21 protein-coding genes and 1 pseudogene are annotated in these 19,315 nt (G+C 68.1%); 11 read left to right on the top strand and 11 right to left on the bottom strand.

The window, feature by feature from the left end; translation table 11 throughout:
* Positions 1 to 37 precede the first annotated feature (37 nt).
* Both AC5Y6X_RS22260 and AC5Y6X_RS22255 read left to right on the top strand, forming a co-directional pair.
* Entirely contained in the window at positions 38 to 1,327 is a 1,290-nt protein-coding gene (locus tag AC5Y6X_RS22260; protein WP_499989223.1) for a fatty acid desaturase family protein, read from the top strand.
* 291 nt (positions 1,328 to 1,618) lie between these two features.
* Positions 1,619 to 2,155, top strand: coding sequence for a hypothetical protein (locus AC5Y6X_RS22255; protein ID WP_499989222.1), 537 nt, complete (start codon positions 1,619 to 1,621; stop codon positions 2,153 to 2,155).
* A gap of 243 nt (positions 2,156 to 2,398) precedes the next feature.
* On the opposite strand, the gene AC5Y6X_RS22250 is transcribed toward AC5Y6X_RS22255, so the two are convergent.
* A complete protein-coding gene (locus AC5Y6X_RS22250; RefSeq protein ID WP_499989221.1) occupies positions 2,399 to 3,487 on the bottom strand; it encodes an NmrA family NAD(P)-binding protein in 1,089 nt (362 codons plus the stop codon).
* 8 nt (positions 3,488 to 3,495) lie between these two features.
* Entirely contained in the window at positions 3,496 to 4,668 is a 1,173-nt protein-coding gene (locus tag AC5Y6X_RS22245) for a thiolase family protein (RefSeq protein WP_499989219.1), read from the bottom strand.
* Between the two features lie 95 nt (positions 4,669 to 4,763).
* Between AC5Y6X_RS22245 and AC5Y6X_RS22240 the strand changes: the two genes are divergently transcribed.
* Positions 4,764 to 5,237 (top strand): winged helix-turn-helix transcriptional regulator, encoded by a 474-nt coding sequence (locus AC5Y6X_RS22240; protein ID WP_324678429.1) that lies wholly within the window; start codon positions 4,764 to 4,766, stop codon positions 5,235 to 5,237.
* Here AC5Y6X_RS22240 and rsgA read toward each other — a convergent pair.
* Positions 5,224 to 6,204 (bottom strand): ribosome small subunit-dependent GTPase A, encoded by a 981-nt coding sequence (rsgA, locus tag AC5Y6X_RS22235; RefSeq protein WP_499989218.1) that lies wholly within the window; start codon positions 6,202 to 6,204, stop codon positions 5,224 to 5,226. The genes AC5Y6X_RS22240 and rsgA overlap by 14 nt on opposite strands.
* Positions 6,201 to 7,502, bottom strand: coding sequence for a 3-phosphoshikimate 1-carboxyvinyltransferase (gene aroA / locus AC5Y6X_RS22230; RefSeq protein WP_499989216.1), 1,302 nt, complete (start codon positions 7,500 to 7,502; stop codon positions 6,201 to 6,203). The genes rsgA and aroA overlap by 4 nt, the downstream gene beginning before the upstream one ends.
* 68 nt (positions 7,503 to 7,570) lie before the next feature.
* Between aroA and AC5Y6X_RS22225 the strand changes: the two genes are divergently transcribed.
* Positions 7,571 to 8,332, top strand: coding sequence for an SOS response-associated peptidase (locus AC5Y6X_RS22225; RefSeq protein ID WP_499989215.1), 762 nt, complete (start codon positions 7,571 to 7,573; stop codon positions 8,330 to 8,332).
* A gap of 8 nt (positions 8,333 to 8,340) precedes the next feature.
* Here the strand turns inward: AC5Y6X_RS22225 and AC5Y6X_RS22220 are convergent, their stop codons facing one another.
* Positions 8,341 to 9,750, bottom strand: a complete 1,410-nt coding sequence (locus AC5Y6X_RS22220; protein WP_499989214.1) for an HNH endonuclease signature motif containing protein — start codon at positions 9,748 to 9,750, stop codon at positions 8,341 to 8,343.
* Positions 9,751 to 9,921: 171 nt separating this feature from the next.
* Here AC5Y6X_RS22220 and AC5Y6X_RS22215 point away from each other — a divergent pair, with 171 nt between their 5' ends.
* On the top strand, positions 9,922 to 10,791 hold the full coding sequence (locus AC5Y6X_RS22215) for a 3-hydroxyacyl-CoA dehydrogenase family protein (RefSeq protein ID WP_499989212.1): 870 nt from the start codon (positions 9,922 to 9,924) through the stop codon (positions 10,789 to 10,791).
* Here AC5Y6X_RS22215 and AC5Y6X_RS22210 read toward each other — a convergent pair.
* Positions 10,757 to 11,467 carry a hypothetical protein gene (locus AC5Y6X_RS22210; RefSeq protein WP_499989210.1) on the bottom strand — a complete coding sequence of 237 codons (711 nt, stop codon included), beginning with the start codon at positions 11,465 to 11,467 and terminating at the stop codon, positions 10,757 to 10,759. The genes AC5Y6X_RS22215 and AC5Y6X_RS22210 overlap by 35 nt on opposite strands.
* Before the next feature lie 63 nt (positions 11,468 to 11,530).
* Between AC5Y6X_RS22210 and AC5Y6X_RS22205 the strand changes: the two are divergent.
* A pseudogene (locus AC5Y6X_RS22205) lies at positions 11,531 to 11,715 on the top strand (helix-turn-helix domain-containing protein); the annotation flags it as partial.
* 10 nt (positions 11,716 to 11,725) lie between these two features.
* On the opposite strand, the gene AC5Y6X_RS22200 reads toward AC5Y6X_RS22205, so the two are convergent.
* On the bottom strand, positions 11,726 to 11,854 hold the full coding sequence (locus tag AC5Y6X_RS22200) for a hypothetical protein (RefSeq protein ID WP_499989209.1): 129 nt from the start codon (positions 11,852 to 11,854) through the stop codon (positions 11,726 to 11,728).
* Positions 11,855 to 12,114: 260 nt separating this feature from the next.
* Between AC5Y6X_RS22200 and AC5Y6X_RS22195 the strand changes: the two genes are divergently transcribed.
* Positions 12,115 to 13,635, top strand: a complete 1,521-nt coding sequence (locus AC5Y6X_RS22195; protein WP_499989207.1) for a long-chain-fatty-acid--CoA ligase — start codon at positions 12,115 to 12,117, stop codon at positions 13,633 to 13,635.
* On the opposite strand, the gene AC5Y6X_RS22190 is transcribed toward AC5Y6X_RS22195, so the two are convergent.
* Positions 13,632 to 14,480, bottom strand: a complete 849-nt coding sequence (locus tag AC5Y6X_RS22190; RefSeq protein WP_499989205.1) for an SDR family oxidoreductase — start codon at positions 14,478 to 14,480, stop codon at positions 13,632 to 13,634. The genes AC5Y6X_RS22195 and AC5Y6X_RS22190 overlap by 4 nt on opposite strands.
* Before the next feature lie 169 nt (positions 14,481 to 14,649).
* On the opposite strand from AC5Y6X_RS22190, the gene AC5Y6X_RS22185 reads away from it, so the two are divergent.
* Positions 14,650 to 15,441 (top strand): sigma-70 family RNA polymerase sigma factor, encoded by a 792-nt coding sequence (locus AC5Y6X_RS22185; RefSeq protein ID WP_499989417.1) that lies wholly within the window; start codon positions 14,650 to 14,652, stop codon positions 15,439 to 15,441.
* Positions 15,438 to 15,743 (top strand): mycothiol system anti-sigma-R factor, encoded by a 306-nt coding sequence (gene rsrA, locus AC5Y6X_RS22180; protein WP_420715903.1) that lies wholly within the window; start codon positions 15,438 to 15,440, stop codon positions 15,741 to 15,743. Before AC5Y6X_RS22185 ends, rsrA begins: the two co-directional genes overlap by 4 nt.
* A gap of 19 nt (positions 15,744 to 15,762) precedes the next feature.
* On the opposite strand, the gene AC5Y6X_RS22175 is transcribed toward rsrA, so the two are convergent.
* Entirely contained in the window at positions 15,763 to 15,837 is a 75-nt protein-coding gene (locus AC5Y6X_RS22175) for a 50S ribosomal protein bL37 (protein WP_003416889.1), read from the bottom strand.
* A 161-nt stretch (positions 15,838 to 15,998) separates the two neighbouring features.
* Between AC5Y6X_RS22175 and AC5Y6X_RS22170 the strand changes: the two genes are divergently transcribed.
* Entirely contained in the window at positions 15,999 to 16,214 is a 216-nt protein-coding gene (locus tag AC5Y6X_RS22170) for a biotin/lipoyl-binding carrier protein (protein WP_067159260.1), read from the top strand.
* 27 nt (positions 16,215 to 16,241) lie between these two features.
* Positions 16,242 to 17,741, top strand: a complete 1,500-nt coding sequence (locus AC5Y6X_RS22165) for a sensor histidine kinase (RefSeq protein WP_499989202.1) — start codon at positions 16,242 to 16,244, stop codon at positions 17,739 to 17,741.
* Positions 17,742 to 17,802: 61 nt separating this feature from the next.
* Here the strand turns inward: AC5Y6X_RS22165 and whiB1 are convergent, their stop codons facing one another.
* Positions 17,803 to 18,057, bottom strand: a complete 255-nt coding sequence (whiB1, locus tag AC5Y6X_RS22160; RefSeq protein ID WP_068070345.1) for a transcriptional regulator WhiB1 — start codon at positions 18,055 to 18,057, stop codon at positions 17,803 to 17,805.
* A 250-nt stretch (positions 18,058 to 18,307) separates the two neighbouring features.
* Positions 18,308 to 19,282, bottom strand: a complete 975-nt coding sequence (locus AC5Y6X_RS22155) for a diacylglycerol/lipid kinase family protein (protein ID WP_499989200.1) — start codon at positions 19,280 to 19,282, stop codon at positions 18,308 to 18,310.
* Positions 19,283 to 19,315: the final 33 nt, after the last annotated feature.

The raw sequence follows: 19,315 nt of genomic DNA, 5'->3' as shown, positions 1-19,315 counted from the left end.
GTACGGACGGGACAACGACCGCAGGGAGGTGGAGACGATGGCGATCACAGACGTCGACGCATTCGCACATCTCACGGACGCCGATATCGAAAGCCTGGCCGTCGAGTTGGACGCGATACGGCAGGACATCGAGGACTCTCGCGGTGAGCGGGACGCCCGCTACATCCGTCGCACCATCGCGGCGCAGCGCGCGCTGGAGGTGGCCGGCCGGCTGCTGCTGGCCGCCGGCTCACGGCGTTCGGCGTGGTGGGCGGGCACCATCACCTTGGGCGTGGCCAAGATCGTCGAGAACATGGAGATCGGCCACAACGTCATGCACGGCCAGTGGGACTGGATGAACGACCCGGAGATTCACTCCTCGACGTGGGAGTGGGACATGAGCGGATCGTCCAAGCACTGGCGCTACACGCACAACTTCGTGCACCACAAGTACACCAACATCCTCGGGATGGACGACGACGTCGGCTACGGCATGCTGCGCGTCACCCGGGACCAGCGCTGGAAGAGGTTCAACTTCTTCAACCTGGTGTGGAACACGTTGCTGGCGTTGCTCTTTGAATGGGGCGTCGGCCTGCAGCACGTGGAGATCGGCAAGATCCTCAAGAAGCGGATGGACAACGAGGACGCCCGCCAGCGGATCGACGAGTTCCTGGCCAAGGCCGGCAGGCAGGTGTTCAAGGACTACGTCGCGTTCCCGGCGCTGACCTCGCTGTCGCCCGGCGCGACCTTCACGTCGACGTTGAAGGCCAACGCGGTCGCCAACGTCATCCGCAACGTGTGGGCCAACGCCGTCATCTTCTGCGGCCATTTCCCCGATGGCGCAGAGAAATTCACCAAGACCGACATGATCGGTGAAACCAAGGGCCAGTGGTACCTGCGCCAAATGCTGGGCAGCGCCAACTTCGAGGCCGGGCCGGTGCTGCGGTTCATGAGTGGCAACCTGTGCCACCAGATCGAGCACCACCTGTACCCCGACCTGCCGAGCAACCGGCTGCACGAGATCTCGGTGCGGGTGCGCGCCGTCTGCGACAAGTACGACTTGCCCTACACCACAGGCTCATTCCTCGTTCAGTACGGCAAGACGTGGCGGACGCTGGCCAAGCTGTCGCTGCCCAACAAGTACCTGGTGGACGACGCCGACAACGCGCCGGAGACCCGCAGCGAGCGGATGTTCGCGGAGCTCGAGCCCGGCTTCGCCGGTACCGATCCGGCGACCGGCCGGCGGCGCGGGCTGAAGTCGGCGATTGCCGCGGTGCGGGGCTGGCGGCGCGACAGGCGGGCCGCGAAGGCCGCCGCCCGCGACGCCGACGACGGCCTGGCGGCCTGAGCCTTCCGCTTTCGTCGCCGCCCAAAGCCCTTGCGCCGCCACCCCTTCGCCGAGCGTGAACTGGTTGCGAGATCCCACGCCGAAATTCGCAACAGCTTCACGCTCGGCGCACGGCGCCCCCTAGGTTTACCTTCTACCCCCTGGGTTACATTCCATCCCTTCGCCGAGCGTGCACTCACGGCGAGATTTTGGCCGATTTCTCGCCCTGAGAACACTTTCGGCGCGACGGCCGCGCCGCGCCACGCATCCGCCTGGGTTTACGCTCGGGAAGGTACGAGGAAGGGGTGCGCGATGCTCGCAGCGTTCGGATTCGAAGCCCTGGGTGTGGTCGTCGGGGACATGTACTTCGTCGACCCGAACCCGCTCGCCGGTCAGGAGACCCCGGAGCGGGGAGTCAGGCTGGAACTTCGCCTCATCGACCGGGCCGAGCCCCAGGGATCGATATATGCCGGGGTCCCGATCGCCTTCAACCGCCCGGTGTGGCGGGTGGACCTGTTCGGATCCACCGAGAGCCCGCCCGGGACGCTGGACCGGGCCCATCATCATCCTCGTTTCGATGGTTGGGAACCCGGACGGCGGCATTTCGTTCCCGAGCTGTCGGCCGACCCGATCGCCTGGCTGGCGGATCAGCTGGCCGACCCGGACGCCGTGCTGGCCAGGGCGGGCCTCGGCGCCGACGAGGTCACCGACGTCGACCGGAAGGGTCTGGCTGCGGCGGCCCCGGAGATCGTCGCCGCCGTGAAACGGATGCTCGACGGTGTGCGCGACGGGACGTTGGCCCCGGCACCCGCTGAGTCGGTTGCCGCCGCCCGCACCGGCTGGCTCTGAGTTCCTCTGCCGCGCTGGGTAATTGCGGGTCATGGGCTAGCCGCCTACCGACTTATCGGCCACGCCTCCAGATAGGCATCAATCGCCGCCAACTGTCGGAGCTGATCGCGATGTCGTTGATCGGGACCGGGTAGTCGCCGACGTCGACCAGCAGCGCGGCAACAACTCGTCGTAGCTTTTCGCGCTGTCGTAGCGCACCCGCACCCCGTCGAAGCGGGTCTCACGTGAGGCGGACATCGTCGGCTACAGCTTCCCTTGCCGCTGGTCCTCGCCGATCTTGAGTATCGGCGTCCGATTCTCCGGCTGGATCTGCTCCCAAAGGCCGCCCCAACCCAGCTCCCGTGCGCGTTGATCTTGACGCTCGAACCACTCCTCGGCACTTCTGATCCGGTTCGGGTGGATCTCATCGAGCAGCGCGTAATCCCGTTTGATCACTCGGTATTTCCAGAGATTCCAGAAGCCGGTGAAGTTGTCGCGTACGTGCATGGTGCTCTTGTCTTTTCGCTCGGCGTTGTACCCCGCGGGCGCGTCGGCGATGACGCTCAGCGGGCCGTTCCGCCAGTACGTCTCCAGGTCGGTGTCGATGTACCGCGCCGGATGCCCGGTGACCTTCTCGAACGCCGCGGCGAGATCGGCGTAGGCGATATCGTCGACAGCGACCTCGAGGTCCATGCCGTTCGCGCGCTCCGGATGGTCGAAAAGCCAACGCACGTAGTAACCGCAATCCTCGAGCGACACGTGCGTCACCGCCCCGTCACCGAGCGGAACACGCCACGTCAGGACGCCGTCCTCCACGGTGGGCGTCATCGGCGTACCCGGCGAGATCACCATCTCGATGTAGGGGCCCGAGGTGAACAGCGCCGCGCCCATCCGATCGCGATTCGCCTGATTCTGGAACAGAATCCACTCGCCGACCCGGCCTTTGCCGTCATAGTGGCCGGTGCGGAACCGAGAATCATACCCGGCCTTCTTGAGGCCGTAGTCCAGGTTTCCGTACACGAAGAATTTGATTCCTTCTTCGATGGCGATCTCGTAACTGCGGATCGCCCAATAGATCTCGCTCTTCTCGCCGGTATTGAACCCGTCGACGTTGACAAATGCTCCGTCGCAACCGCGGAATCCCTCACGCAGCGTCGCTTCGTCGGCGAAGGATCCCTCGACGGCGGAGACGTTTTCGAGATCAAGCAGTTCCCTGGCTCGCCGGCTGCCGGCGTCGCGGGTGAGGAACCGAACCGAGTATTTCTTGTCGGCGACGAGCGCGCGGATGACGGGCATGCCCTGGGCTCCGGTGCCGCCGACGACCAAGATGTTCGAGGTGGTGTGAGAAGACATTGGCCGACTCACAACCGCTCGATGATGGTCGCATTGGCCATGCCGCCGCCCTCGCACATCGTCTGCAGGCCGTACCGGCCGCCGCGCTGCTCCAACGCGTTGACCAGCGTGGTCATGATCCGAGCGCCGCTGGCCCCCAGCGGATGGCCGATCGCGATGGCCCCGCCGTTGACGTTGGTCTTGGCCAGATCCGCCCCGGTGTCCTGCGCCCACGCCAGCACGACGGGCGCGAACGCCTCGTTCACCTCGAACACGTCGATGTCGGCCAGCGTCAGGCCGGCGCGGCGCAGCACCTTCTCGGTGGCGGGGATGATGCCGGTCAGCATGTAGAGCGGATCGGAACCCGCCACGGTCGCGGTGTGGATCCGGGCCAGCGGGCGCAGGCCCAGCTTGGCGGCGACCTCGCTCGTGGTGATCAGGACCGCGGCGCTGCCGTCCGACAACGGCGAGGAATTGCCGGCGGTGATCAACCAATTGATTTGCGGGAAGCGCTCTTTGGCCACTTCACTGTAGAACGACGGCTGCAACCCGGCCAGGGTCTCCACGGTGGTGGCGGGCCGGACGCTCTCGTCGGTCTCCAGCCCGGCGATCGGGATCAGCTCGTCGTCGAAGAGGCCATCCTTGGTGGCGCGGGCCGCCTTTTCATGGCTGGAGGCCGAAAACTCGTCGAGCTGGGTGCGCGAAAAGCCCCACTTCGCCGCGATCAGCTCGGCGCTGATGCCCTGTGGCACAAGGCCGTCGGGGTAGCGCCCGCTCATGTCGTGGCCGAACGGGTTGCTTCCGGGCAGCACGGCACTGCCCATCGGAACCCGGCTCATCGACTCCACGCCACCGGCGATGACGAGGTCGTACGCGCCGGCGAGCACGCCCTGCGCCGCGAAGCTGATCGCCTGCTGGCTGCTGCCGCACTGGCGGTCGACGGTCACGCCGGGAACCGACTCCGGGAATCCGGCGCCCAGCAACGCATTGCGCGCGATGTTGACCGCCTGATCGCCGACCTGGGTGACGGCACCGGCGATGACGTCGTCGATTTGAGCCGGGTCCACGCCGGTGCGCGCCACCAGCTCACGCAGGCTGTGGGCCAGCAGGTCGGCGGGCAGCACGTCGTGCAAGGCGCCGCCGGCCTTGCCCTTGCCGACGGGTGTGCGGACGGCACCGACGATGACAGCGTCACGGTTCATGGCTCCTCCTTGAGTCCCGAAGCTAGGTATCCATATCTATACCCAGATAAACACCTAGGTATGCTGAATGCAACCCAGACAAGGAGGTGATTTGCGTGACATTCCTGCAGGGCCCGCTGGCCGACCGGGACAAGTGGTCGGCGGTCGGCCAATGTGCGATCGAAAAGACCATGTCGGTGCTCGGCACCAAATCAGCGATGCTCATCATGCGCGAGGCGTACTACGGCACCACCCGGTTCGACGACTTCGCCCGCCGCGTCGGCATCACCAAGGCCGCGACGTCCGCGCGGCTGGCCGAACTGGTCGAGCTCGGGCTGCTGGAGCGCCGGCCCTACCGCGAGCCGGGGCAGCGCAGCCGCGACGAGTACGTCCTCACCGATGCCGGCATCGACTTCATGCCGGTGGTCTGGGCGATGTTCGAGTGGGGCAGAAACCACCTGCCGGGCCACAATCGCCTGCGGCTGGTCCATCAGGGCTGCGGGGCACAGGCGGGCGTGGAAATCCGCTGCCGCAAGGGGCATTTGGTGCGTCCCGACGAGCTCGGCATGCGCCTGGTCAAGTCTGGTTGAGCACCGCCAGCAGCCGCCGGGCCGCCGCGACGCGGCGAACGGCGGGACCGGACAGCGTGTCCAGCGCGCATTCAGGGTCGGCGGGCGGCCCAAGGTGGCCGCAGCCGCGCGGGCAGTCCTCGATCGCGTCGGCCAGATCCGAGAACGCCATCAGCACGTCGTCGGGGTGAATGTGGGCCAACCCGAACGAACGGATGCCCGGGGTGTCGATCACCCAGCCGGAGCCCTCCAACGGCAGCGCCACCGACTGCGTGGAGGTGTGCCTTCCCCGACCGATCTCGGTGACCTCGCCGACAGCCCGATCCGCTTCGGGCACAAGCCGATTCACCAGTGTCGACTTGCCGACCCCGGAATGGCCGAGCAGGACCGTGATCTTGCCGGCGAGCAGGTCCGCCACCGCGAGCAGCGGATCGTCGCGGCCCGCGGCGACCACCGTCAGGTCCAGGTCGACGAACTGCCGCTCGAACGGCTCGGGCGGCGCCAGGTCGGTCTTGGTCAGGCAGAGAATCGGTGTCAGCCCGCCGGCGTAGGCGGCGATCAGGGCCCGGTCGACCAGCCCGGTGCGCGGCGGCGGGTCCGCCATCGCCACCACGATCAGGAGTTGGTCCGCGTTGGCGACGACCACGCGCTCGGTGGGATCGGTGTCATCGGCGGTGCGCCGCAACACCGTTCGCCGCGGCCCGCGGCGCACGATCCGGGCCAGGGTGTCCGGTCGGCCGGACAGATCGCCGACCAGGTCGACGTCGTCGCCGACGACGATCGGCGTGCGGCCCAGCTCGCGCGCCCGCATGGCGGTGACCCGGCGATCGGGGCGGCCGCCCAGCACGCACCCCCAGCGGCCACGGTCGACGCTGATCACCATGGCGGCCTCGGCGTCGGCGTGCACCGGACGAGTCTTGGTCCGCGGTCGCGATCCCCTGCCGGACCGGACTTTGACGTCGGACTCGTCGTAGTCGCCGGGTCTCAACCGCCGGGCTCCCCGTCGGACAGCATCCGCGCCCACAGCTGCGGGAACTCCGGCAGCGTCTTGGTGGTGGCGCCGATGTCGTCCACCCGAACCCCGGGCACTCGCAGCCCGACGATCGCGCCGGCCATCGCCATGCGGTGATCGGCGTAGGCGTGCCAGGTGCCCGGCCGCAGCGGTGTCGCGGTGATCACCAGCCCGTCGTCGGTTTCGGCGCAGTCACCGCCCAGGCGGTTGATCTCGGCGCTCAGCGCAGCGAGCCGATCCGTCTCATGCCCGCGCAGATGCGCGATGCCGGTCAGGCGCGACACCGACCCGGGGTTCGCCAGCGCCGCCAGCGCCGCCACCGATGGCGTCAGCTCGCCCGTGGCTCGCAGGTCGACGTCGAACCCGTCGTAACCCGCCGGGCCGCGCACTTCCAGGAACGAATCAGTCTGGGTGACAACGGCATTCAGCTTCGCGAAGACGTCCAGGATGTTGCCGGCGGGTTGCACGCTGTGCGCGGGCCAGCCGGTGATGCGCACCGTTCCGCCGCTGACCACGGCGGCGGCCAGGAACGGGACGGCGTTGGTCAGGTCGGGTTCGACCTCCCAGTGCCGGGTCGCGACCGCGCCGGCACGCACCCGCCAGCGGTCGGGGACCGAGTCGTCGACGTCGACCCCGGCCTGCCGCAGCATCTGCACGGTCATCGCGATGTGCGGCGCCGACGGCAGTGCCGCACCGGTGTGCTGCACGGTCAGGCCGTCGCTGAACGACGCTGCGCACAGCAGCAGGCCGGACACGAACTGCGACGACGCCGAGGCGTCGATCTCGACGGTGCCGCCGGCGACCGATCCGGTGCCGTGGACCCGGAAGGGCAGACCGGCCCCGTCGATCCGGACGCCGAGGCCGCGCAGCGCGTCCAGCAGCGGCGCGATGGGCCGGACGCGGGCCTGCTCGTCGCCGTCGAAATCCACCGGCGAGCGGGCCAGCGCCGCCAACGGCGGAACGAAACGCAACACCGTGCCCGCCAGGCCGCAGTCGATGCGGGCGCCGGGACCGGGGTCGATGCGGCCGTCGACGGTCAGCTCGGACCCGGCTCCGTCGACGGACAGGCCCAGGGTGCGCAGCGCACCGATCATCAGGTCGGTGTCGCGGCTGCGCAGCGCCCCGCTGACCGTGGACGTGCCCTGTCCCTGTGCGGCCGCCAGCGCCGCGAGCAGCAGCGCCCGGTTGGTCTGCGATTTCGACCCGGGAATGGTCACGGTCGCGCGCACCGGCGCGGCCGCCTGCGGGGCCGTCCACGAATCGGTGCTGCTCACGTGCTTCATCCTGCCGTGTCGGCGGACGACTTGCCCACCGGGCACCGCCACCAGGCACCATGGAAGTCATGTGCGGACGGTTTGCGGTCACGACGGATCCGGCCAAGCTGGCCGAGAAGATCAAGGCGATCGACGAGGCCACCGGGGCCGCGCCCGATACCGGCCGGCCCAATTACAACGTGGCTCCGACGGCCACCGTCGCCACCGTCGTGACCCGCCACAGCGAGCCCGACGACGAGCCGACCCGGCGGGTCCGGCTGATGCGCTGGGGGTTGATCCCGCCGTGGGTCAAGGCCGGTCCCGACGGGACGCCCGAGAACAAGGGTCCGCTGCTGATCAACGCCCGGGCCGACAAGGTCACCACCTCGCCCGCCTTCCGCGGTTCGGCCAAGAGCAAGCGCTGCCTGGTGCCGATGGACGGCTATTACGAGTGGCGCGCCAATTCCGGTGACGGCGGCAAGAAGTCGCGCAAGACGCCGTTCTACATGTACCGCAGCGACGGCGAGCCGTTGTTCGCGGCGGGCCTGTGGTCGGTGTGGAAGCCCGCGAAAGACGCTGCGCCGCTGCTGAGTTGCACGATCATCACCACCGACGCGGTGGGCGAGCTCGCCGAGATCCACGACCGGATGCCGCTGATGCTCGCCGAGGCCGATTGGGACACGTGGCTGAATCCGGACGCCGAGCTGGATCCCGAATTCCTGGCCCGCCCGCCGGACGCGGGCGCCATCGAGATGCGGCAGGTGTCGACGTTGGTCAACAGCGTCCGCAACAACGGCCCGGAGTTGCTGCAGCCGGCCGAGCCGGAGCCCGGACAGATCAAGCTGCTATAGCGCGGGTGTCATGCCGCCCCCGAGCTGTCGTCCTCGTCCTCGTCCTCGTCGTTCTCCTCATCGTCCCCATCGCGGAGGAGTTTTTCGGGGTGCCAGTAGGTGTTGGTGCGGGGTTGGCCGCGGTCGAGGTGCGGGGGTGGGATCCATTCGGTGTCGCCGTTGTGGCGTCGGCGGGTGGTCCAGCCGCCGGGTTGAAGTAGGCGGTGGTGGGGGCCGCAGCCGAAGGTGAGGTCGTTGACGTCGGTGGTGTGGCAGGTGGCGTAGTCGGTGATGTGGTGGACTTCGCTGTAGTAGCCGCCCACGGTACACCCCGGGGCGGTGCAGCCACGATCCTTCGCATACAACACGATTCGCTGTCCGGGCGAGGCAAGCCGTCGGGTGTGGTAGAGCGCCACGGCCTTGCCCTTGTCAAAAATCGCTAGGTAGTGGTGAGCGTGGCGGGCCAGGCGGATCACGTCGCTCATGGGCAGGATGGTGCCGCCGCCGGTCAGGGCGCGCCCGGCGGCGGCTTCGAGTTCGGCCAGGGTGGTGGACGCGATGATGGCGGCCGGCAGCCCGTTGTGTTGACCGAGTTCGCCCGAGGCCAACAGGGCGCGCAGCGCCGCGTTCAGCGCGTCGTGCTGACGCTGAGCGGTCGAGCGGGCATCACCGTCGATGGCCTCTTGAGAGGGGGCGCCGTCCACGGTCGGGGTGTCGTCGAACGGGTTGCACATGCCGGGGGCGGCCAGCTTGGCCCACACCGCTTCCAGGGTGGCGCGGGCCTCGGGGGTCAGCCAGCCGCGCAATTGCGACATGCCGTCGGCGCCCTGGTTGCCCAGGGTCAGGCCGCGGCGGCGCGCGCGGTCGGCGTCGGTGTAGGTGCCGTCGGGATTGAGGCACTCGGCCAGGGTGTGGGCCAGCGCGCCGAGTTGTTCGGGGCGGAATTGTGTGCCCTGGGCGGCCAGCGCGGCTTCGACCTGTTCGCGGGTACCGTGGTCGATCCAGCCGGGCAGCCGGTGAAAAAACCCGCGGATCACCGCCACCTGCCCGGCACCGAGCGTGCCGTCGCGCTGCGCGGCGGCGGTGGCCGCCAGCACCGGCGCCAACGGCTCACCGGTCAGGCCACGGCGTGGTCCGAGGTCGGCGGCCTCGCGTACCCGTCGCCCCGCCTCGGCGCGGCTGATCAACGTCGCTTCGGCGATCGCGTGGGAGAGTTTGCCGCCGAGTTCTTCGGGGGTGGCCTGGCGGGCCAAGTGGTTGATCGGTTGGTGTTCGAGGGCGGGCAGGCGCCGGCGCAGCCGCTCGCAGCGCGCCAGCCAGGCCAGCCATTCCGGGGTGGTCAACGCGTCGCAGTCCAGGGCGGCCACCGAGTCGAGCGCGGCCTCGGCGGCATCGAACGCCGCCGCGATCGCCTCCCGATCCCCACCGCCAGAACTCATACCGTCAAACTAGACACGGCCACCGACAAGAAACCCCGCCCAGAGACGCTTGATGCCAAAGTGACACAAGAGATTTCCAATCGGGCCGATTGTCCACACCAGACAACGGCCGGCTCATTCTTGTCGGTCGGCAACTGACCCGGACAAGCCGCCGGGCCTTAGCATGCGTGTGTGACAGGCTCCTATACCTACACTTTCGACGACATCCGGAACCGCCCCGTCGCCGTGATCGGGGCCGGAACGCTCGGCCGCCGCATCGCGCTGATGTTCGCCAGCCGCGGCGGAACCGTGCGGATCCACGCCCGGCGCGCCGAACAGCTCGCCGAGGCGACGCAATACGTGGCCGATACCCTACCGAAGCTGTTGCAGGACAGGGGATTTGGCGAATCCGGCGTTGCTACCGGAGTGACGTCGCTCGACGAGGCGCTCGATGACACCTGGCTCGCCGTGGAGTCCGCCCCGGAGCGGCTCGACGTCAAGATCCCGCTGTGGGGTCAGATCGACCGGGCCGCGCCCGCGGACACCATCTTCGCGACGAACTCGTCGTCTTACCCGTCGCCGCTGATGGCCGAAAACGTGCGCGACAAAACGCGTCTGTGCAACATGCACTTCTACATGCCGCCCCAGATCAACGCCGTCGACCTGATGTCCGACGGGCAGACCGACCGGGGCCTGCTCGACACCCTGCTGGCCGTCCTGCCCGAGTTCGGGGTGCATCCCTTCGAGGCGCGCAAGGAGAGCACGGGATTCATCTTCAATCGCATCTGGGCCGCCATCAAGCGCGAGTCGCTCGCCGTGGTCGCCGAGGGCGTCGCCCGCCCGGAAGACGTCGACGGCATGTTCAAGGTCAACTGGGGTGTGGCCGCCGGCCCGTTTCAGATGATGGACCTGGTCGGCCTGGACGTGGTGCTCGACATCGAAAACCACTACGCGCAAGAGTTTCCGCACCTGCCGAACAACGTGCGAGAGTTGTTGCAGTCCTACGTCGATGCCGGCAAGCTCGGCATCAAGACCGGCGAGGGCTTCTACTCGTATCAGTAGCCGGGGTACGCAGGCGCAGCATCGCCATCGCGGTGCCCAGGTACCACAGCACGGTCGTCACGGCCGGTGCCCAGGCGGTGAAACCGCCCTCGATGCTGAACGCCCCGGTGCGGAAGAACACGCCCGCGGTCCCGAGCAGATTTACCGCCAGCGCCAGCAGCGCCAGATACGCAGTCCATCTCGGAAGCACGGCGTCGGCGAAGACACAGTACGCATAGGCGAAGGCCGTCGCCGCCATGAAGGAGCCCCACAAACCGATCAGGACGCCCGGGAAGTGGACTCCCATTGTGAAGACGATGCCCGCCGGCAACCGGTCGGCATGCTGGGCGACGGCAATTTGCATGGCCTGCGTCACCAGCAACAGTGTGGCGACGGCCGCGGTGCCGAGCAGGAAAATCCCGCTGAGGTAGCCGCTGTTTTCTGATCTGCGCAGGATCCGGTGCACCGCAACGGCGAACATCAACGTCAGTGGCGCAGCCAATGCTGCGTACATCCATGCCTGCGTGACCAGCAGGGAATGCTTCTCGATGAAGAAGTTCCGGTAGCTTTCGGCGTCGCCATTCGCTTGCGGCGGCGCACCGGTGAGCGTTGCGGCGATAACCGTGACGAGGATGTAGACGAGTCCCGCAACGCCACCGAATCGAATCCACCGACCGTCTTGCACAGCCGCCCACACCTGTCCTTCCTTGTCTGATGGTGTGAGGATAATGCCGCATCAAGTTGGGCGCCGACGGTCATTGCGCGGCTGCGCGAGACGCTGCGGGTGTACCTGGGCTGCGGCTGCAGCTACAAGGCCGCCGCGGAGGAGCTCAACCTGCACTTCAACTCGGCGAAAACCGGGTCGCCCGCGCCGTCGAGCGGCGCGGCCGGGAGATCGGCAGCGACCGGCTCGACGTCGAACGTGCGGTGCTGCGGCCCTGGTAGCCCTGGGCGATTACGCGGCCGCGGGCCGGTTGGTCCCGCGGATGGCGTGGACGGCGGTGATGGTGGCCGCGAGCAGCACGGGGGACAACACCAGGACGAGCACTCCGGCGACGGTCAGATACGCGGTCAGGAAGGCCATGATTCGCTCACATTCTCCGCACGGCGGTGCGGTGGGATGGGTTGTGGTACTTGACGATTCGAGCCGAGGCTGGAATTCGGATCAGCTGGATGCTGAAGCGCGACGCTGCGCTTGCCAGGAAATCTAGCGACGCCGCCGCGGTCCGGGAATGTCGTCGACCGATCAACTTCCGGTGCAGGTTTGTCCTCTGGAGACTAAGGATTTGCACACCACATGCGTCATCATGTCTCTACAGACTCGAACACATCCTGGAGCGCATTGTGACCGCCCTGAGCAGCAACCTCGTCGCATCCAAAGACCGCCACCCCGATCGCGTCGCGCTGCGCTGCGACGACCTGCAGTTCACCTACGCCGAGCTCGACGACGCGGCGGCCCGCGTCGCGACCCTGCTGGACCGCGCCGGCGTCCGGCCCGGCGATCGGGTGGGGGTGATGCTGCCCAACACGCCCGCATTCGCCATCGCGTTCTACGGCATCATGTACCGCGGCGCCGTCGCGGTCCCGATGAACCCCCTGCTCAAGGCCCGCGAGATCGCCTTTTACCTGTCCAACACCGGCGCCGGCGCGCTGTTCGCGACACCGGCCTTCGCCGACGAGGCCACCGCCGGCGCCACCGAGGCGGGCGCGCAGTGCTGGCTGGTCGACGACGCCGCGCTGATGAAGTCGATCGCCGACCTGCCGGCGCAGGAGTCACCGGTGCAACGCGACGACGACGACGTCGCCGTCATCCTGCACACCTCGGGCACCACCGGAAAACCCAAGGGCGCCATGCTCACCCACGCCAACCTGGGCCGCAACTGCGACGTGGCGGTGCGCACCCTCGTCGAGCTCGGGCCGGACGACGTCATAATGGGCTGCCTGCCGCTGTTCCACGTCTTCGGCCTGACCTGCGGGCTCAACGCGGCCGTCCTCGCGGGCGCGACGCTGACGCTCATTCCCCGGTTCGACCCGCGCAAGGCCCTGGAGGTGATCCAGCGCGACGCCGTCACCGTGTTCGAGGGGGTGCCGACGATGTACTCGGCGCTGCTGAGCGTGGCGGAGGAGGCCTCCCCGGAGGCGACGCGGAGCCTGCGCACCTGCGTGTCCGGCGGCGCGGCGCTGCCCGTCCAGGTCCTCACCGACTTCGAAAAGGCCTTCGGCTGCGCGGTTCTCGAGGGCTACGGGCTCTCGGAGAGCTCTCCCGCGGCCGCGTTCAACCATCCGCACCGGCCGCGCAAGGCGGGCTCGATCGGGACCCCGATCGAGGGCGTCGAGATGCGGGTGGTCGACCTGGACGGGGTCGAGGTCCCGCAGGGGGAGGCCGGCGAGATCCAGATCCGCGGCCACAACGTGATGAAGGGCTACTGGAACCTGCCCGACGCCACCAAGGCCACGATCACGCCCGACGGGTGGCTGGCCACCGGCGACGTCGGGCGCGTCGACGAAGACGGCTACTTCTACATCGTCGACCGGACCAAGGACATGATCATCCGCGGCGGCTACAACGTCTACCCACGCGAGATCGAGGAGGTGCTCTACGAGCATCCCGCGGTCGCCGAGGCCGCCGTCGTCGGCGTCCCGCACGACTCGCTCGGCGAGGAGGTCGGCGCCGCCGTCGCCCTCAAGAAGGGCGCCGCCGCCACGGCCGACGAGCTGCGCGAGTACGTCAAGGCGCGGGTGGCCGCCTACAAGTATCCGCGCCAGGTCTGGCTGGTCGACGCCCTGCCCAAGGGCCCCACCGGCAAGCTGCTGAAGCGCGAGATCACCATCCCCACAAGCGAAAACAGCCGAGTCGGGGATTAGGGGCCGGTGTATCCCGGCGGGTTGACGCCATCCACCCAGAAGTCGACACCGAGCTGCGCGCCGGGTGCGCAGTTGTACACCGACAGGTCGGTGACGCCGGAATCGACCAGCACGTCCTCGCACAGCAGCGTGTTTCCGGTGAACTCGCGGGCGGGCTTGTTGAGGATGACGTAGGCGGCGTCGGAGTACACCTCCGGCCTGCGTGCCCGGCCCATGGCCTCCTCACCGCCGAGCAGGTTCTGCACCGCGGCGGTGGCCACCAGCGTGCGCGGCCACAGCGTGTTGGACGCGATGCCGGCCTCGCGCATCTCCTCGGCTATCCCCAACGCGCACAGCGTCATTCCGAACTTGGCCATCATGTACGCCGTCGGCTTCAGCCATTCCTTGCCCAGCAGCACCGGCGGCGACAGCGTCAGGATGTGCGGGTTCTCCCGGCCCTTCAGATGCGGAATGCACGCCTGCGACACCGCATACGTGCCGCGCACCTGGATCCCGTTCATCAGGTCGAACCGCTTCATCGGCACCTCGGTGACGGACCCCAGGTTGATCGCCGACGCGTTGTTCACGCAGATGTCGATGCCGCCGAACTGCTCGACGGTCTTGGCCACCGCGGCCTCCACGGATTCGGGATCGCGGACGTCTCCGACGATCGGCAGCGCCTGCCCGCCCGCCTCCTCGAGCTCCTTGGCCGCGGTGAACACGGTGCCCGGCAGCTTCGGGTGCGGTTCGGCGGTCTTGGCGATCAGGGCGATGTTGGCGCCGTCCTGCGCGGCGCGTTTGGCGATCGCGAGGCCGATACCGCGACTCGCGCCGGAGATGAACATGGTCTTGCCGTTGAGAGACATGGCGTCACACTAACGTCCCGCCGCAGCCGGCCGGACTCGGCCCGCAAAGACCGGGAAATAGCTGGTCGGCCGGCGCTGTTAAACCAGTCGGTTTACCGATGCACCCTTTGCGGACCGGGCGGACCCGGGCAGACAGTGTCGGAGGCAGCCTTTAGATTGGAGGAGCAGTCTGGTGTCAACGGCGACGAGCCTATGCCCAATAGGCGCTGAGCAGTTGATTCGCTTTCTCGCGAGTCCGATGGCGCTTTCGACGCTGCCCGGCGACACCGCAGCAGAAGGGACCGTGTTGATGGCCGACTTCGAGGATGGCCGAGAGGATGGCCGGGACGGCGCGACAGGGCCGGAGAGTCCCGCGGCTGGGGCGCAAGAGAGCGACGAGGAGCTGACCGCGCGTTTCGAACGCGACGCGATCCCGCTGATCGACCAGCTCTACGGCGGTGCCCTGCGCATGACCCGCAATCCCGCCGACGCCGAGGACCTGCTGCAGGAGACCATGGTGAAGGCCTACGCGGGGTTTCGCTCCTTCCGGGCGGGCACCAACCTCAAGGCGTGGCTGTACCGGATCCTGACCAACACCTACATCAACAGCTACCGCAAAAAGCAGCGCCAGCCCGCGGAGTATCCGACCGAGGCGATCACCGACTGGCAGTTGGCGTCCAACGCCGAGCATTCCTCCACCGGGTTGCGCTCGGCCGAGGTCGAGGCGCTCGAGGCGCTCCCGGACACCGAGATCAAGGAGGCGCTGCAGGCGTTGCCGGAGGAGTTCCGGATGGCGGTCTACTACGCCGACGTCGAGGGCTTCCCATACAAAGAGATCGCAGAGATCATGGACACGCCGATCGGGACGGTAATGTCTCGGCTGCACCGCGGCAGGCGTCAGCTTCGTGGTCTGTTGGCCGACGTGGCCAAGGAGCGAGGGTTCAACCGCGGTCAACAGGCGCACGAGGAGGTGTCGTCATGAGCGAGTTCCCCGGCCCCGCCGGCCCGCGCGCAGACGACAGCGATTCCCACGGCAGCATGGGCTGCGCCGAAGTGATCGCCGAGGTGTGGACCCTGCTCGACGGCGAATGCACGCCGGAGGCCAAGGAGAGGCTGCGCCAGCATCTGGAGGCATGCCCCGGATGCTTCAAGCATTACGGGCTCGAGGAGCGGATCAAGGCGCTGATCGCGACCAAATGCCGGGGCGAGAAGGCCCCCGAGGGCCTGAAGGAGCGCCTGCGGCTGGAGATCCGCCGCACCACCATCATCCGGGGCATGGAGTAGCGCCCAGGGCGTCGAGCGGCTACGAGTTGGGCCGTTTGCCGTGGTTGGCTTTGCTGTACTTGCGGTCGCGCTTCTTGCGGCCACGCTTGGCCATGTCCTCGAACCTCCGTCAATGGATCCCTGCTGGAATGGCCAGTCTCTCACGCGACGCGGCACGCGGTGTCAACGGCCGTGCGCCGCGGTCCCGGCCGGTCTTGTGGTTCGATATACGAAGACCAGCCAGCATGCGCAGGGGCCGAAACGAGTGGGGTGAAGATGGCCGAGGATGTTCGCGCCGAGATCGTGGCCAGCGTGCTCGAAGTCGTGGTGAGCGAGGGTGACCAGATCGGCAAGGGCGACACCGTGGTGCTGCTGGAATCGATGAAGATGGAGATCCCCGTCCTGGCCGAGGTCGACGGCACGGTCAGCAAGGTGAGCGTCTCCGTCGGCGACGTCATCCAGGCGGGCGACCTCATCGCCGTGATCAGCTAGCCCCGGGGAACGACTCGGGAGTAATCGATGTCCACTCTCGGTGACCTGCTTGCCGAGCACACGATGCTGCCGGGCAACGCGGTGGACCACCTGCACGCGGTGGTCGGGGAGTGGCAGCTGCTGGCCGACCTGTCGTTCGCCGATTACCTGATGTGGGTCCGCCGCGACGACGGCATGCTGGTGTGCGTGGCGCAGTGCCGGCCGAACACCGCGCCGACGGTGCTGCAGACCGACGCGGTGGGCAGCGTCGTCCCCGGCGACCGGCTGCCGCTCGTCGCCGAAACCTTCACCACCGGCGCCATCGGGCGGGAAAGCGCTGCGGGCCAACCACATTCGTGGCAACTGCCCGGGCCCCACGTCGCCGCCTCCCCGGTGCGGTATGGCCTCCAGGTGGTCGCGGTGCTGACCCAGCATCAAACCGCGGGTGCCGCCGACCGCGCGTCGGGCCAGCTGGAGACGGCCTACCGGGAATGCGCCGAGGACCTCGTCCACATGCTCGCCGAGGGCACCTTTCCCGACGTGGGGGACGTGGCCATGTCGCGCTCCACGCCCAGGGCGGGCGATGGCTTCATCCGCCTCGACGTCAACGGCGTGGTCGCCTACGCCAGCCCCAACGCGCTGTCGGCCTACCACCGGATGGGCCTCACCACGGAGCTGGAGGGCCACAACCTCATCGAGATCACCCGGCCGCTGATCTCCGACTCGTTCGAGGCGCAGGAGATGGCCGAGCACGTCCAGGACCTGCTGGCCGGCGGGAAGAGCATGCGGATGGAGGTCGACGCCGGGGGCGCGACGGTGCTGCTGCGCACGCTGCCGCTGGTGGTGCACGGCGCCAGCGCCGGTGCCGCGGTGCTGATCCGCGACGTCACCGAGGTCAAGCGCCGCGACCGGGCCCTGATCTCCAAGGACGCCACGATCCGGGAGATCCATCACCGGGTGAAGAACAACCTGCAGACGGTGGCGGCGCTGCTGCGCCTGCAGGCCCGCCGCACGGCCAACGCCGAGGGCCGCGAGGCCCTGATCGAATCGGTGCGCCGGGTGTCGTCGATCGCGTTGGTCCACGACGCGCTGTCGATGTCGGTGGACGAGCAGGTGAACCTCGACGAGGTCATCGACCGGATCCTGCCGATCATGAACGACGTCGCGTCCGTGGACCGGCCGATCCGGATCAACCGGGTCGGCGACCTGGGCGTGCTGGACTCCGACCGCGCGACGGCGCTGATCATGGTGATCACCGAGCTCGTGCAGAACGCGATCGAGCACGCGTTCGACGCCGACGCCGAGGGGTCGGTGACGATCCGCGCCGAGCGCTCCGCGCGCTGGCTCGACGTCGTGGTGCACGACGACGGCCGGGGACTGCCGGAGGGATTCAACCTGGAGTCCTCCGACAGCCTGGGCCTGCAGATCGTGCGGACGCTGGTGTCGGCGGAGCTGGACGGCACGCTGGGCATGAGCGAGGCCTCCGAGCGCGGCACCGACGTCGTGCTGCGGGTGCCGATCGGCCGCCGGGCCCGGTTGCTGCTCTAGCGCCCAAACAACAGTGCGGCCCCGACGATGGTCGGGGCCGCACTGTGTGCAGAAACTTCGGTCAGACTCCGCTACGGGCCTTGGTCCGGGCGTTGCGACGCTTCAGCGCGCGCCGCTCGTCTTCGCTCATCCCACCCCAGACGCCCGAGTCCTGGCCGGTGTTCAGGGCCCAGGCGAGACACTCCGTGGTCACCGAGCACCGATTGCAGACCAGTTTCGCGTCAGCGATCTGCGCAAGCGCCGGGCCGCTGTTCCCTACCGGGAAGAACAGCTCCGGGTCCTCGTCGCGACAGACCGCCTTGTGGCGCCAATCCATACGTTGTTACTCCTTACTGAGTGCGCAGCAAGGTGCACGGGCATTTTTCTTCGGCTGTTAAGCGTGCACAAGAAAAGGTATCCGTACCCCTACAAAGTTTTCTGCATGCAACCTTTCGATCGTTTCACAGGCTCAACAGATGTCAATAGCGTGAGTTAGCTCGTGGGCTATCTCACGTTGGCGATGTCCTGCCCAAGCCCTTATTCCTTTGTACTACGCTGATTGGCCGCCAACACCCCGCAATGGCGTGTTATCGCAGGTTGGGCGTGTTTTTGGCGGGCGGGGCGGCGACCGGGAGAAGGTCGGGGACCGACCGGAACGTCATGGTTTCGCGCAGGCCGAGGTAGTCGCCGTCGAACTGGCTGGGGATCGGGCCGTCGGTCGAGGTCACGCGCACCCAGGCGGCGTCGTCGTCGCGGACGACCTGTTTGGTGTTGGGCTTGGGGCCCTTCGACAGGATCTGGCGCAGCACGTTCAACGTGGGCAGCACCTTCATGCCGTCGAGCGCGAAGACCCCGAGGCCCGACTCGAAGGTGCAGTTCGGGTTGGTCACCAGGGGCCGGTTGTTGCTGTAGGTCCACGGGCTGGTGTTGGACACCCAGACGAAGTGCACGGCCGGGACCGGCTCGCGGTCGGGCAGCTCCAGCGTGAGCACCGGTTCGCGGCGGCGGAAGGCGAGCGTGACGGGAATCGCCACCCGCCAATAGCGCAGCGCGTTGACGTTGACGCCCTTGTCGCGCTGCGCCTCGACCGCGGCCACGACCTCCGCGTCGACGCCCATTCCGGCGTTGATCAGCGCCCATCGCTCGCCGCAGTCGATCAGCCCGATGCGGCGCCAGGCCTGGTGCCGGCGGTAGTCGTCGATCAGCTGGATGAGCTGGTTGGTGGCGGCGACCGGATCCTTGGCGATGCCCAGCGACCGGGCCAGCACGTTCGCCGAGCCGCCGGGCACCACGGCGACCGCCGGCACGTGCTCGGTGCGGGCCGAGCCGGGGCTGCCGAGCAGGCCGTTGACCACGTTGCTGACGGTGCCGTCGCCGCCGTGCACGACGACCAGGTCGATTCCGTCCGCGGCGGCCGCCTGGGCGATTTCGGCGCCGTGACCGCGGTGGCTGGTGTGCTCGACGGTGAGGTCGAGGCGGCTCTTCAGTGCGTGCGCCAGCAGGTCGCGACCGGCCGGGGTGGTGGAAGTGGCTGTTGGGTTCACGATCAGCACGGCGCGCATGACGCACGAGCTTATGCGGGCCGGTTAAGGCCG

It is taken from the genome of Mycobacterium sp. NGS26, from assembly GCF_059813025.1.
The sequence above is the reverse complement of the archived record's forward strand: the minus strand, read 5'-3'. Positions and strand labels throughout refer to the sequence as shown.

Coding starts and splice junctions, on each gene's coding strand:
- rsrA (WP_420715903.1), top strand. CDS start 15,438: ATGAGCGAGTTCCCCGGCCCCGCCGGCCCGCGCGCAGACGACAGCGAT.
- AC5Y6X_RS22245 (WP_499989219.1), bottom strand. CDS start 4,668: ATGAACCGTGACGCTGTCATCGTCGGTGCCGTCCGCACACCCGTCGGC.
- AC5Y6X_RS22200 (WP_499989209.1), bottom strand. CDS start 11,854: ATGGCCTTCCTGACCGCGTATCTGACCGTCGCCGGAGTGCTCGTCCTG.
- AC5Y6X_RS22170 (WP_067159260.1), top strand. CDS start 15,999: ATGGCCGAGGATGTTCGCGCCGAGATCGTGGCCAGCGTGCTCGAAGTC.
- AC5Y6X_RS22250 (WP_499989221.1), bottom strand. CDS start 3,487: ATGTCTTCTCACACCACCTCGAACATCTTGGTCGTCGGCGGCACCGGA.
- AC5Y6X_RS22220 (WP_499989214.1), bottom strand. CDS start 9,750: ATGAGTTCTGGCGGTGGGGATCGGGAGGCGATCGCGGCGGCGTTCGAT.
- AC5Y6X_RS22260 (WP_499989223.1), top strand. CDS start 38: ATGGCGATCACAGACGTCGACGCATTCGCACATCTCACGGACGCCGAT.
- AC5Y6X_RS22225 (WP_499989215.1), top strand. CDS start 7,571: ATGTGCGGACGGTTTGCGGTCACGACGGATCCGGCCAAGCTGGCCGAG.
- whiB1 (WP_068070345.1), bottom strand. CDS start 18,057: ATGGATTGGCGCCACAAGGCGGTCTGTCGCGACGAGGACCCGGAGCTG.
- AC5Y6X_RS22255 (WP_499989222.1), top strand. CDS start 1,619: ATGCTCGCAGCGTTCGGATTCGAAGCCCTGGGTGTGGTCGTCGGGGAC.
- AC5Y6X_RS22190 (WP_499989205.1), bottom strand. CDS start 14,480: ATGTCTCTCAACGGCAAGACCATGTTCATCTCCGGCGCGAGTCGCGGT.
- AC5Y6X_RS22155 (WP_499989200.1), bottom strand. CDS start 19,282: ATGCGCGCCGTGCTGATCGTGAACCCAACAGCCACTTCCACCACCCCG.
- AC5Y6X_RS22165 (WP_499989202.1), top strand. CDS start 16,242: ATGTCCACTCTCGGTGACCTGCTTGCCGAGCACACGATGCTGCCGGGC.